The sequence below is a fragment of the Anaerotardibacter muris genome, assembly GCF_943192915.1.
In the GTDB taxonomy this organism is placed as follows: Bacteria; Actinomycetota; Coriobacteriia; order Coriobacteriales; family Eggerthellaceae; genus Anaerotardibacter; species Anaerotardibacter muris.
This window is the reverse complement of the sequence record NZ_CALPCD010000006.1, coordinates 20,291-33,919: the sequence shown is the minus strand read 5'-3', so window position 1 is coordinate 33,919 and position 13,629 is coordinate 20,291. Positions and strand designations below refer to the sequence as shown.

Below are 13,629 nucleotides of genomic sequence, written 5' to 3'. Positions count from 1 at the left end.
TCAATAATTCAATGAGATGGTGTCCGCACGCCAAGATGAAGGGCCGCAAGGACACTTTGGTTAATTTTACACAAGTGCCCTATGTTTGCAAAACGAAAACAGGCAGAATATCGCTAAAATGCACGCCTTATTGTCCGAAGCCTTAGCGAAGAAGGGAACGGGGCGATCCGCTATCAGATAGCACGCCAGATAGGCTTGTTCACCACGCGCACATTGATGTAGGCGATCTTGTTGGGATATTGCTCCATGAGCTCCAGGCATACGCGCTCTTTGTCGCGGATGTCCGAAGAATCGCCGAATGCGATCTCAATGCCGTTCTTCAGGGTGAGCACCGTAGAATCCGAGCTTGCTGCTGATACGGATTTCACCTGATCGGCAAGTTCGGTGGACATGCCATCGATGATGGCCAAGGCATTGGTGATATTAGGATTGTTGCACTGGGTGCCTGCTTCTGGCACCGAACCATACGGCACGCTTTGGATATGCAGGGCCGCATCAACATCCTCATAGACCTGAGGCGCGAGCGTCTGACCTTCGGCGCTATTGCGATCAGGGATCTCCATCAGCCACGTGCCATCCGAAGCTAAAGCCCAGGTTTGCTTGTTGTCATTGTCGTCGATGACCACATCGACCACCGCGACGATCTCTCGTTCGGTGATGCTCAGATTCAACGTATCAGGGAAGCGGCGCTCGATCACCGCATCCAAGATCCATGGGCTCGATTCCAAACGCGATTCGATACCTGCCGCATCGACATTGATGAGCGTCGTACCTTCAGGTACTGCCGCGAGCTGCGCGGTCTCCTGCTGAGTAAGATGGCGAACGCCCGAAACGGTGATCTTGGTGACCGGGAACATGTCGGTGCGTGTCATGATGAAAGCCGCTGCTGCGATGAGCAGCACCAACACAACCGCGATGATGCCGATGATGAGCCCTTTTCGTGACTTCTTCGGCTTCTGCTGCTGTGCTCGGCGCTGATTGCTGCGCACCTGGGAGACGCTGACAGAACGAAGCGGTTCGTTCTGAGCCGCACGACGCGCACCACCGCGACTGACGGCTGAACCTGATCCAGAGCCCGATCCATAGCCTGAGCCTGAACCATATCCCTGGCTTCCCGCCAAGTAGCCGCCATCGATATTGGGTAGGCTCGATCCATAGCCCGAAGTACGTCTGGTGGCCGAAGGAGCCTTCGAACGCGAACGGGAACTGTCCCCCGGCCCTATGCCTGACCCTATGCCTGAGGCCGCGCCCGTCCCAGGACCAACGCTTGAGCCAGTAGCCCGCACATTGATATCGCGATAAGCACTGTGGGAGACCTTGCGCTGCGCTCGCTTCTGACCATGGCCTGCCTGCGACATACGCACCGAGCGGTTCTTGCTCGGACGACCCTTGACCGAAGACGGCAGCGCTTGTTCGCCTTTAGATCTTGAGGTCCTCTTCGAACCCAAGGAATTTGACCTCCGGTTGAAGTTCGATGCCATAGTGTTCTTTCACCTTTTCTTGCGCACGTTCGATAAGAGTGCGCACGTCAGAAGCAGAAGCGTTGTTTTTGTTCACGATAAAATTAGCATGTTTTTCCGAAATTTGGGCGCCTCCACACAGACTCCCCTTAAGCCCCACACTGTCGATGAGCTGGCCTGCTGAATGGCCTTCCGGATTCTTGAACACGCTACCACAAGAAGGGTACTCGAGCGGCTGCGATGCCTTGCGCTTATCGAGCAGGGCCTTCATGCGGTCATGGATGCTACCCGAAACCGCAGGTTCGAGCTGCAATTCGCATTCCACGATTATCTCATCGTCGGGAAACGACGTAGAACGATACACCCACTCGATATCGCTTCCCGCGTAGCGCTTCAGGCCCGTACCTGGCGCGAAGGTGGTCACCGAGACGACGCGTGAACCGATCCAGTCGTCCTTCGTGCCCGCATTCATGCGCAGCGCACCACCGACCGTACCCGGCGTGCCTACCGCGAACTCCATGCCGCTATACCCTCGATGGAATACCTCTTGGACCAAACGCGAGAGGATGGTACCAGCGCCCACCACCACACGATGGTCGGCTTCATCGAAGTTCCAATTGCGGAATTCCCCCGCGAGCGAGAGCGCCACGCCAGGAAAGCCCGCATCGGACACGAGCAGGTTCGAACCCTTCCCCACCAGCACCCAAGGGCATTCATCAGCCGCGCATGCCGCCATGGCCGCATTCAAGGCTGCAACGGAATTGACCAGCACGAAAGCCTTAGCGGGTCCGCCGATGCGATAGGTCGTGTGCTTGGAAAGTGGTTCGTCAAGACGGATCTCGCCGTCGAATTCATCATCGAAGCGCAAAAGCTCCAGATCGGATGCATGGCGCGCCATCACGGACGATCCTCCAGCTCGCGCTCCTTGAGCGCAGCCAAGAGCTCAGGACCGATAGCGGTAACATCGCCGGCGCCCATGGTGATGATCAGATCACCTGGTTCTAGCTGAGAAGCGAGCGTGGGAACCACCTTCATACGATGAGGCACATAGGTGGTGTCTTCGGGGTGCCCGGGATGATCGAGCACCACCTGCATGAAGGTCGCGCCGCTCACACCAGGAACAGGCGCTTCACCTGCAGAATAAACATCCATGAAGGTAACGCGATCGGCGCTATCGAATGCCTTGCCGAAATCATCGCGCAGCACTTCGGTGAAGAGCTTCACACGTGAATAGCGGTGTGGCTGGAACAACACATGCACGTTGTTGAAGTCGAGGGTCTTCGCTGCCTCGATGGTGGCTGCGATCTCGGTGGGGTGATGAGCATAATCGTCCACGATGGTGATGCCGCAAGCTTCGCCCACCTTGTCGAAGCGACGACGCACGCCCGCGAACTGGCTGAGCGCTTCGGTAGCTTTGGCCATATCGAAGCCACGCGTCCACATGAGCGTGAGCACGCCCGCCGCGTTCAGCACATTATGACGGCCAGGGTTCTGCTTGATGCGACATTCGTATTGCTTGCCATCAGGAAAACGCACGTCGAACACGCTCGAAATGCCTTCGGAATGGAAATTCGAGATGGCGGTATCGAACTGATCGCCGAACCCGTAGGTATATACCGTACGACCCGTTGCGCGCGCTACCTTGACGAGCGCTTCGTCTTCGCCGCAGACCACGCAGCTGCCCTCTTCAGGGACGAGCGACATGAAATCGCCGAAGAGCTTGTATATCTCATCCAGGTCTTCGTAGTGATCGAGATGGTCGGCTTCCACATTGGTTACCATCACGGCAGCTGGATCAAGATGGATAAAGGATTGATCGCTCTCGTCAGCTTCGACCACATAATATTCGCCTTCGCCGCAATGGGCGTTGGAGTTGTACGCACGCACGATGCCACCGATCAAGAACGTAGGGTCGAAGCCCATCGCATCGATGATGGACGCGAGCATGGAAGAAGATGTGGTCTTGCCGTGGGTACCAGCCACTGCCAAGGTCTTATGACCGACACCGAGCGCCGCGAGCATCTGGGCACGATGCCAGATATCAAGATCCGCCTCACGCGCAGCCTTCAGTTCAGGGTTGTTCTCCATGATGGCCGTGGATACCACGACGATATCGGGCTGAACTTCTGCGATGGTCTCGGCACGCTGACCGATGAACACCTGGATGCCCGCATCGCGAAGCTGTTGCGTATAACGGCTTTCACGCAGGTCGGAACCAGAAACACTATGGCCCTGCTCATGAGCGACCCGAGCGATACCGCTCATGCCCACACCGCCGATGCCGATGAAATGAATCTTCTTGTTCTCGAAACGATCCACGTAATGCCTCCTGGTTCGCATCACATTGTATCGGATGTGCGCGACTGGGCGGCCGCCAAGACCACATCGGCCAATTTCGCGGCAGCGTCTTCGGTCTCAAAGGTCGCCGCGGCTTCGGTCATGGATGCGCGCACCGCGGGATCGTTGATCATCGCGAACACCTGACGCTCGAAATCGGCGGATTCCACTTCTGAATCCGCGATCATGTACGCAGCGCCCCGTTCGACATATTCTTTAGCGTTAGTGGTTTGATGGTCAGCCGTGGCATAAGGAAACGGCACGAGCAGCACTGGGATGCGACGGGCCGATATCTCGGCGAGCGACGTGGCACCCGCGCGGGAGACCACCATATCGGTAGCTGCCATAGCCTCGCCCATATGATCTTGATAGCCCATGACCAGATAGCGCTCGCGCTCGTCTTCGGTCAGATCGAGCAGCGCCTCTACAGTCTCGAGCTCCTTAGGACCAGTGATATGCATGATGTAGAGGCCATCTACTGCCAACAACTTGTCCTTGAGAGCTGCTACGGCACTATTCAGATGGCGCGCACCCAAACTGCCGCCGAACACCAGCAGCATCAGCGCATCTTCAGGAATATCGAAATAGGCCCTACCCTCTTCACGGGTGGAATTGAAGATCGACGACCGAACAGGATTGCCCGTCACGGTCACCTTCGCTTTATCTGCGACCGCATCACCAGCCACCTCATACGTGAGCGCCACGCGAGCCGCTCCCTTTGACAGATACTTATTCGCCATGCCCATGATGGAATTCTGTTCATGGACAACGAGCGGGATATCAAGTGCTTCAGCGGCACGGCTCACTGGGATGCAAACATAGCCGCCAAAAGCCACCACTACATCGGGCTCGATCTCCTGGAACCACGCCTTGGCCTGCTTGGAGCTTTTCATGATGGTCTTGAGCGCCTTTGGTAAGGTGAGCGGTTTGGCGCGGTCGAATCCGCGTGCTTCGAAAGCTTGGAACGGTAAGCCCGCTTCTTTCACCAAACGAGCTTCCACACCCTGCGGCGTACCCGCATAGAAGACTTCGTGGCCTTGAGCCTGGAGCGTTTCTGCTAATGCCAACGCTGGATTGATATGTCCTGCGGTTCCACCGCCTGATAGCACGATGCGCATAGCCCCTCCTCCTAGCGTCGTCTTCCTGCGTTGTTCTGGCCGCTCGTGTCGTATGACGAGACGACGTGCAGCTTCTCGCGACGCTCACGATAAGGATCTTCTTTGGGCTCACTGCTGAATGACACCGCCAAGATGATGCCTACGATCAACAATGAGCTGATCAGCGATGAGCCACCCGACGATATGAAGGGCAGCGGCTTGCCAGTGATGGGGAAAAGCCCGATCACGCACAAGATGTTGATGAATGCTTGAGCCACGATCATAGTGGTGAGCGCTCCAGCGATGAGCATGCCGTAGCTTGACGATGAATCCTTGGCGATGCAATAGCCGCCGTAGAGGAACACCATGAACAGGATGACCACGCCCATCGCGCCCAGAAGCCCCAGCTCTTCGCCGATGATGGCGAAGATGAAGTCAGTTTCAGCTTCAGGCAGATATTGCAGCTTCTGATAGGAATTACCCAGGCCCACACCGAACAATCCGCCCGAAGCGAGCGCCTGGAGCGAATGGACGATCTGATAACCATCACCATCGACGTTCGCCCAAGGATCGAGGAAGGTGAACAGGCGCGCCGTACGATACGGAGCCGAGAAGATGGCCGCCGCACCCAGTGCCAGGATAAGGAGCAAGAGCAGCAAGATCCAACGCCCAGGAACGCCACCGAGGATCAAGATGGTGAAGATGGCCACCAGACAGATGACCGTGGTACCAAGATCGGACTGGAGCACGAACAACAGCGCCAGCGGTGCCACGATGAAGATAGCGCAGCGCACCAGTACGTTCAGAGCGTCCATGCCTTCGTTATAGTCGATCATGATCCGAGCCGCTACCAGCGCGAGTGCGATCTTCATGAATTCAGCTACCTGGATGGATACGCCGCCGATGATCAGCCAACGCTTCGCACCCAGTGCCGCCGTACCAAGCGCTGCCGTAGCGAGCACGCCGACCACGCAGAGGGCCCAAAAACCATAGATGATCATCTTGGAGGTCATGAATTCGAAACCAAAGGCCTTCGTAGCCAAGATAACGCCCACGCACGCCGCGATACCGATGAGTGCGAACACCACCTGCTTGATGGTCTCTCCATACGCGTCTCCTTGCTCGACGAATGCCGTGACCGAAGATGCTGAAAAGACCATGACCAAGCCGATGACGAGCAACGCCAACGACGAGAGGATGACCATCAAACGCGGGACCATCGCTTCCTTGGAGGAACGCTGAAGGTGAGAACGTGAGGGCGAAGTGGTGCGAGTTGAGTGTGTTCGTTGCGCCCGTGCCATGGATCGTGCCTAACCTTCCCCACCGCTGCCACGCTGACGCACGAGGTCTTTGAACACCTCGCCGCGCTCTTCAAAGCAACTGAATTCGTCGAAGGAAGCGCAGGCAGGCGAAAGCACGATGATGTCGCCTGGCTCGCCCAACGCAAGAGCCTTGTCGAAGGCTTCACGCATATGGGGTGCTTCATAGCTGGGCAAACTTGACAGAGCGAATGCCGCGAAGAAACGCGGGCCCGCTTCTCCATAGCAGATGACCGCCTTGCAGTGCTTGGTGGCTTCATCCACGAGCACATCCAGGCTCGTACCCTTATCGTCGCCGCCGAGCAGCACGATAGGCTTGCGATCGCCAAAAGCAGCGAGAGCCTTCAAGGTAGCATCCACGTTGGTTGCCTTTGAGTCGTTATAGCATTCGATGCCGTTCACGCTCCCGCACGCTTCGATGCGATGCTCGAGCGCCTTGAAGCTTCGCAGCCCTGCGCGGACCGCTTCAGGATCGCATCCCACCGCAAGGGCAGCCGAAGCAGCCGCGAGCGCATTGGAGACATTATGTTCGCCCGGGATCTGCAGATCGCCTGTCTTGACGAGCGCGATCTCTGCACCATCGAGCGCCACCGTGAGCATATCCCCCTCGACCCAAGCAGCGTTCTGTGCGCCACAAGCAGCACGCATGTCGCCCGTGATGCCTGCTGCCGTGCCAAGCGGAACGTACGAGAATCCACGCTGATCGATCGGCAGCGCTTTCAACGTCTTCACGTATTCGCGCACCACATCGTTGGTCGCATCCATTACCACAACACCATTGACATCGGCAAGGTTCGCGTACACGCGCTGCTTCGCTTCGCAATACGCCTCGAAGCTCTTGTGCCATTTGATGTGGTCGGGGGTGATATTGAGCAACACCGCCACCTGTGGTGCGAACTGCTTGGTAGAAGCTAACTGATAGGAAGAAACTTCTGCAACATAGCAGTCCACCTGCCCACGAGCCACTGCATCGATGCACGTATCACCAATATTGCCTACCGCAGCCGCGTTCATGCTCGCTTCCTGCAGCAAGTGCGCACAAAGTGCGGTGGTGGTGGTCTTACCGTTGGTGCCCGTGATGGCGATCCACACAGAATCAGGTGCGCTCTCGCGCCAAGCGAATTCGACTTCGCTGATAAGTTCGCTCGCGTGCGCCGCAGCATGCTGATAGAAGTCAGAGAACTGAGAGATGCCCGGGCTTGCGATGCAGAGGTCGTATTCCTGGGTGAAGTCGGTGGTATCGAAGAGCACGCGTGCGCCACGAGCTTCCAGACTTGCCGCTACCTGTTCGGCGGATTCGTTGCGCGCGCCCGCTGCCACCGTCAGCGATGTGATGCGATCGGATTGATCCAAGCAATAATCGCACACCGCTTCGCCCGTCTTACCAAGGCCCAACACGAGCACGTTGCCCAATGCAGCTGGAGCAGCCTTGTGCTGCGTGCCACCTGCCATATGCGACGTTGCTTGCGTCATGCTAAGCCTTTCTTTCCCCTTTGCTCTTCACAGAGCCTTTTGCGTTCCTCACGCATGAGCTTTCGTAACCGCGAGTTGCATCGTTGCGATACCAATGCGGTGCCAACGTTGCCCTGAGCTTAGCCCATCATCGACTGTGCGAAGAAGATGCTGAAGCCCACTGCGGCAAGGAATGCCGAGATGATCCAAAAGCGCACGACCACCTTCACTTCGCTCCAACCCTTCTTCTCGAAGTGGTGATGGAGCGGAGCCATCAAGAACAGTCGCTTGCGCGTTCGCTTGAAATAGAAGACCTGGATCATGACCGAGAGCGCCTCGATCACGAACAGACCGCCGATGATAAGAGAGATGACCTCGGTCTTCGTAACGATAGCAACGCATCCGAGCGCCATGCCAAGCGCCAGTGAACCAGTGTCACCCATGAAGATATCCGCCGGGTATGCATTGAACCACAAGAAGCCCACGCAACAACCCGCGATGGCCGCACTCACGATAGAAGCATCCAGCAGGTCCAAGCGATACGAGATAGCCGCCATCACCAAGATGGCCATCATCACCGTACCAGCCGCTAGACCATCAAGGCCATCGGTCAGATTCGTGGCGTTGGAAAGCCCCATCAAAAGGATGTCGCAGAAGATCACGTACAGCCAGGGGATACTGAACTGCCCCGCGGGAACTTCGATGGGAAGCGTTGTGGTAAGGATCCCGAAATCGAGCGTGGTGATGAAGGGAATATCGATGGTGGGTGGTATGCCCAGCCAGTTCACTACCGCCAGCACGAAAGCGGTAGAGATGAGGAACTGCCCGATGAGCTTGGCTTTTGGAGTAAGGCCCAATGAACGTTCCTTGGCCACCTTCGAAGCATCATCGATGAAACCAAGAACGCCCGTGAGGATGATCGCGACCAAGATGAAGATAGTGTCGAGCTCTGGGGCTGCCAACAAGAGCACCGTGATGGCCATGGCCACCAGCATGATCACGCCACCCATGGTGGGCGTGCCCTGCTTCACCAGATGGCTCTCAGGTCCATCGGCGCGAACCTGCTGTCCGATCAAGTGCTTCTTCAGGCCTTTGATCCACAGCGGCATGAGCAGCATCGTCACGATAGCGCCCACGAACACCGCCAGGAAGACGGTGAAGGTCGGATACTGTGCGTAAACCGAAAGCATTATGCCTGAAGCCCCCTGACTATGCGATCAAGCTCCATAGAGTGGGACGCTTTGACCAATACAGCATCTCCTGCCTCCAGGCGCGTTTCCAATTCATTCAGCGCTTCACCTCGCGTTGCGACCGAAATGATGCGATCAGCAGGAAATCCCGCTTCACGAGCGCCTTCAGCAATATAGTGCGCCAGATCGCCCACGCACACCAGCACATCGATGTCCTGAGTAGCAGCGTAGCGACCAACGCCTTCGTGGCAAGCCTGCGCAAAACTGCCCAGCTCGCCCATATCTCCTAATACAGCATAGCGTTTATGCTTCACCTTGAGGGCGGAAAACATGGCCAGCGATGCACGCATCGAATCAGGATTGGCGTTGTAGGCATCGTTGATCACGGTCACATCGCCCTTGCCCGCGAGCATTTCCTGACGTCCCACCTCGGGCACCGCATCCCTCAAGCCACGCGCGATTGCTTCGAGGCTCACGCCGCAACGATGAGCGAGCGTTGCCGCCGCACACGCATTATGAACATTATGCAAGCCCTGCAAGCCCACTTCACAATCGAGCGGGTCGGCCAGGTCGGGAATATGAAGATCGAAGTGCGGGCAACCCTTTTCGTCCAAGACGATATCGCTCGCCCATACGCACGGCACTCCTTCGTTAGCAAGAGGATCATAAGAGCCCGTACCGTCGAAGAAGAGCACCTGGATGCCGCGTTTGGCGGTCTGCGCCGCTTCGCACACCAAGAGCGTATGGTCATCCGCGTAATTCAGCACAGCAACACCCGTGCCATTAGGAAGCGCTTCGACCACTTCAGCCTTCGCTCTCGCAATGGCTTCGCGCGACCCGAGCAACTCGATGTGCGCCTCGCCGATGTTAGTGACGAGCGTCATGTCGGGACGAACAAAGGAGCACAGCTTGGCAAGCTGACCTGTGCCGCGCATGCCCATCTCCACCACTACGAAATCGGTCTCGGGATCCGCATCGAGCAACGTCTTGGGAACGCCCAGTTCGTTATTCTGATTCGCATGAGTGGCCACCACGTTATAGGTCGTTGAGAGCACATCGCGCACCAGGTTCTTGGTAGTGGTCTTGCCCGTTGAACCCGTTAGAGCGATGACCGTGCCTTTGATGAATCCACGCCAGGCGCGAGCCAGATCGGTGATAGCCGCAAAGGTCGAGCTCACCTCCAGGATTGCTGCGCCCATCTCCTGGGCAAGTATCTGCGTATTCTCTGTAACGCGCTGCATGCACAGGATAACGTGCGCGCCTTTGCGCAAAGCTTCATCGATGAAGGTGTGACCATCGACGCGCTCGCCCGGGAGCGCCACGTATACATCGTCTTCGTGTACATCGCGAGAATCCCACGTAAGACCAAGGGCAAGATGAGATGGATCGAGCGCCTCGACAATAACGGTAGCACCCGTGAACTCTGCGATCTGTTTCGAATTCAGCCTCATACGCTACCCCAACGATGCCAATTCTTCGCGCGCTACCACACGATCGTCAAAATCGTGCTTCTCGGTGCCGATGATCTGGTAATCTTCGTGACCCTTACCCGCGATCAGCACCGCATCGCCTGGATTTGCCAAGGATATCGCCTGACGGATAGCCAGCCTCCGATCAGGCTCGACGCTGAAGCGCTCTTCATGTCCACGCATACCAACGAGGATATCTTCGATGATCGCGTTCGGGTCTTCCGTGCGTGGATTGTCCGAAGTGACCACCACCACGTCTGCCTCGAGCGCCTTCTCGCCCATGAGCAGACGCTTCGTGGCATCGCGATCGCCGCCACAACCGAATACCACTATGGTGCGGCCCTGAGAGAGCTGCTTCACTGAAGCGATGGCCTTCTCCAAAGCATCAGGCGTATGAGCATAGTCGACATAGACTGAGATATCTTGAGCGCGCTGGCTAACTTGATCTGCCTCGAGCGTCACGCGCTCGATGCGACCAGGAACCGCCGCTACATTCTCGAGCGCATGAGCGATATCGCGCATGTCGAATCCGAGCTGCAAGCAGATGCCAAAAGCGGTCATAACGTTCTCAACATTGAAGCGGCCTACCAGCGGATACTCTATCTCGAGCACGGTGCCTTGAACGTTGAGCACCACGCGCGTGCGCGCTACATCATAGGCTATGCGCACTGGATGGATATCAGCATTTTCGGCCATGCCCGTAGTGATGACCGCATCACCCTGCTCGAGCGCATCCTCTACCAAGCGCTCACCCCACGAGCTATCGATGTTGATCACGCGTTTAGCGGGATAGTCGGTAGAGAACAAACGGCGCTTCGCTTCGAAGTAAGCCTCGAACGTCTTGTGATAGTCCAGATGATCTTGGGTCAAGTTCGTGAAAGCAGTGACCGCGAAATGGGTGTCCCATGTGCGCTCGAGTGCGAGCGCGTGCGAGCTCACTTCCATAGCAACCACGCTACAACCCGCATCGCGCATCTTGGCGAACAAGCACTGCAGGTCGCACGATTCAGGAGTGGTGTGTTCTGCAGGTAGCTCTTCCCCGTCGATCAGGATGCCCACGGTACCGATCAAGCCCGTAGTGTTACCCAATGCACGTGCGATGCTGTTCACCAGATAAGCCGTGGTGGTCTTGCCGTTCGTGCCCGTGATGCCCACGAGCGCAAGATCATTCGAGGGGTTGTCATAGAACTGAGCGGCTGCATGCGCCATGGCCTTGCGTGAATCTGATACCAGCACGAAGGTCACTTCGTCAGCGCCTTCAAGATCGAGCATGCGCTCCACGATCAGCACCGATGCACCACGATCCACTGCGTCTTGGGCGTATGCGTGACCATCGCTCTTCAGCCCGACGATACAACAGAACGCCTCGCCTGGCTCAACCTTGTTGCTCTGATAGGCGATCCCGCTCACCTTGCGATCAGCATCGCCGATGAGCGTATGATCGAAGCCTTGGAATAATTCTGCACATGTCTTGGTCATCATAGGGCACCTTGGTCTTGCGTGATGCTATAACGGTCGATCGCGAACTTCATGATGTCCTGGAATGCCGAAACGGTCTTACGTTCGCCCGGCACTTCAGTAGCTCCCACGAAGCAGACCAGCTTGGTCGATGCATCGGGAAGATAGCCCACGAAGGAGATGTTGTAAACGTCTTTCTTGTAGCCGCCGGTCGGGCTTGCCACCTCAGCAGTGCCCGTCTTGCCTGCTACACGATAGCCCTTGATCGCCGCATCGGTGCCCGTGCCGTTCTCGACCACTGCTTCGAGCATCTCGTCCATATCGTCGATAGCCTTGTCGTTGTCGACGATCTTCTCGGTCGGATAGAGGATCTCTTCATTGTCTGAAGGAACATCGAGCAAGAAGTGCGGCTGCGTATAGGTGCCGTTGCTCGCTAAGATGCCGTAGAAGCGCATGATCTGCAGCGGCGACATCTCAAGACCCTGGCCAAAGCTGATGTTATAACCTTGCACTTCGGTCCACTTGTCACGCGGGGCCAGATACCCATTGGAAGCGCCAGGATAGTCTACGTTCGTGTCATCCACGATACGGTACTTCTGAAGATACTCATAGAACTTGGAGAAGGTCAGATCGCGCGCGATCAGCGACATGCCGATATTCGAAGAATCAGCCATGATCTTCGTGGTGGTCATATCCATGCTCTCGCGTTCATGGGAGTCGGTGATCTTGTCCTTCCCTACTTCCAAGACGGATGGGCAATAATAGCTCTGACCTGCGGTAGTGGTTCCTTCTTCCAGAGCCGCGAGCATGGTCACCGCCTTGAAGACCGAACCTGGTTCATAGTGATGCGAAATACCCGAAAGGTTCGTTGCGCCCTCTTCCACCTTGCTCAAGTCGGTGATGTCGAAGGTGGGCACCGATGCGCAAGCTAAGATCTCGCCCGTATCAGCGTTCATCACTGCGCCGAAACCTGTTTCACCTTCCACTTCTTCTGTGCGCTTGAGCACGGCCTTCTCAACACGCTCTTGCAGCTCGATGTCGATAGAGACCACGATATCCTGACCGTTGACCACTTCAGCTTCGATCTGAGTAGCGCCGGGAACTGGCACACCCTCCTTGCTGTACATGGTGGTCTTCTTGCCAGGCGTACCACCTAAGATGTCGTTGTAATAAAGTTCGAGGCCAGAGAGCGGTTCGCCTTCGTTATTCACCACGCCAACGATCTGGCTCGCAATGGCCCCACAGGGATAGATGCGCTTCGAGGTCTTCTCATAATCGAAGCCTTCGATCTTCAGATCCTTGATCTTCTTCAGCTGATCCTCATCAACGCCTTTGACCAAGTAAACGAAGTTGGTGTTCTGTTCGATCTTGTCGCGGTATTCCTGAGCATCGCCGCCACAAGCCTGTACCAAGGCGTTCACCAGGGCGTTCACACTTCCTGAATCCTGAACTTCATGGGGGTGGCAGAACAGATTGTATGCATCGACAGTTGTGGCGAGCACCACACCGTTGCGGTCATAGATGGTGCCACGGCGCGGTTCTACGTCAACGGTAACGGTACGCTGCGAGGTTCCGCTCTCGATAGCATGCGCATCGATGATCTGGACCCAGACCAAACGACCGAATACCACGATGGCGAATATCAGCAGTATAACGAGCAAAATGCTCAGGCGATTGGGTGAGGTCTCCATGACCGCCGATCCACCATGAGCATGTTGCGACGAAAGATTATAGGTTTGATGAGGAGCTGAATGACCAGGCGTAGCGCGATTCGTGCGATACGACGAACGAGAAGGATTCTCATAGGAAGATCTTCCCTTGCGGGGCTTCTTCGAATACGGCATAGG

General features: G+C 56.6%; 10 protein-coding genes. All 10 read right to left on the bottom strand.

Features of this window, described 5'->3' with window-relative positions:
- Window positions 1-173: 173 nt before the first annotated feature.
- The 10 genes from NFR25_RS05970 to NFR25_RS05925 all read right to left on the bottom strand — a co-directional run bounded on the left by NFR25_RS05970 (window position 174) and on the right by NFR25_RS05925 (window position 13,626).
- Window positions 174-1,448 carry a cell division protein FtsQ/DivIB gene (locus tag NFR25_RS05970; RefSeq protein WP_251198339.1) on the bottom strand — a complete coding sequence of 425 codons (1,275 nt, stop codon included), beginning with the start codon at window positions 1,446-1,448 and terminating at the stop codon, window positions 174-176.
- The gene (gene murB / locus NFR25_RS05965; protein ID WP_251198338.1) at window positions 1,420-2,358 is read right to left on the bottom strand and encodes a UDP-N-acetylmuramate dehydrogenase; all 939 of its coding nucleotides are present in this window, start codon (window positions 2,356-2,358) and stop codon (window positions 1,420-1,422) included. The genes NFR25_RS05970 and murB overlap by 29 nt, the downstream gene beginning before the upstream one ends.
- Window positions 2,358-3,779, bottom strand: coding sequence for a UDP-N-acetylmuramate--L-alanine ligase (murC, locus tag NFR25_RS05960; RefSeq protein WP_251198337.1), 1,422 nt, complete (start codon window positions 3,777-3,779; stop codon window positions 2,358-2,360). The genes murB and murC overlap by 1 nt, the downstream gene beginning before the upstream one ends.
- A 20-nt stretch (window positions 3,780-3,799) precedes the next feature.
- A complete protein-coding gene (gene murG, locus NFR25_RS05955; RefSeq protein WP_251198336.1) occupies window positions 3,800-4,915 on the bottom strand; it encodes an undecaprenyldiphospho-muramoylpentapeptide beta-N-acetylglucosaminyltransferase in 1,116 nt (371 codons plus the stop codon).
- An 11-nt stretch (window positions 4,916-4,926) separates the two neighbouring features.
- Window positions 4,927-6,114: an FtsW/RodA/SpoVE family cell cycle protein gene (locus tag NFR25_RS05950; RefSeq protein WP_251198335.1), complete on the bottom strand. Its 1,188-nt coding sequence runs from the start codon at window positions 6,112-6,114 to the stop codon at window positions 4,927-4,929.
- A gap of 90 nt (window positions 6,115-6,204) precedes the next feature.
- Window positions 6,205-7,686: a UDP-N-acetylmuramoyl-L-alanine--D-glutamate ligase gene (gene murD / locus NFR25_RS05945; RefSeq protein WP_251198334.1), complete on the bottom strand. Its 1,482-nt coding sequence runs from the start codon at window positions 7,684-7,686 to the stop codon at window positions 6,205-6,207.
- A 119-nt stretch (window positions 7,687-7,805) separates the two neighbouring features.
- Entirely contained in the window at window positions 7,806-8,855 is a 1,050-nt protein-coding gene (gene mraY / locus NFR25_RS05940) for a phospho-N-acetylmuramoyl-pentapeptide-transferase (RefSeq protein ID WP_251198333.1), read from the bottom strand.
- Complete coding sequence (locus NFR25_RS05935; protein ID WP_251198332.1) at window positions 8,855-10,306, bottom strand: UDP-N-acetylmuramoyl-tripeptide--D-alanyl-D-alanine ligase; 1,452 nt, start codon at window positions 10,304-10,306, stop codon at window positions 8,855-8,857. Before NFR25_RS05935 ends, mraY begins: the two co-directional genes overlap by 1 nt.
- 3 nt (window positions 10,307-10,309) lie before the next feature.
- Window positions 10,310-11,803 (bottom strand): UDP-N-acetylmuramoyl-L-alanyl-D-glutamate--2,6-diaminopimelate ligase, encoded by a 1,494-nt coding sequence (locus NFR25_RS05930; RefSeq protein ID WP_251198331.1) that lies wholly within the window; start codon window positions 11,801-11,803, stop codon window positions 10,310-10,312.
- Entirely contained in the window at window positions 11,803-13,626 is a 1,824-nt protein-coding gene (locus NFR25_RS05925; protein ID WP_251198330.1) for a peptidoglycan D,D-transpeptidase FtsI family protein, read from the bottom strand. Before NFR25_RS05925 ends, NFR25_RS05930 begins: the two co-directional genes overlap by 1 nt.
- Between the last annotated feature and the right edge of the window lie 3 nt (window positions 13,627-13,629).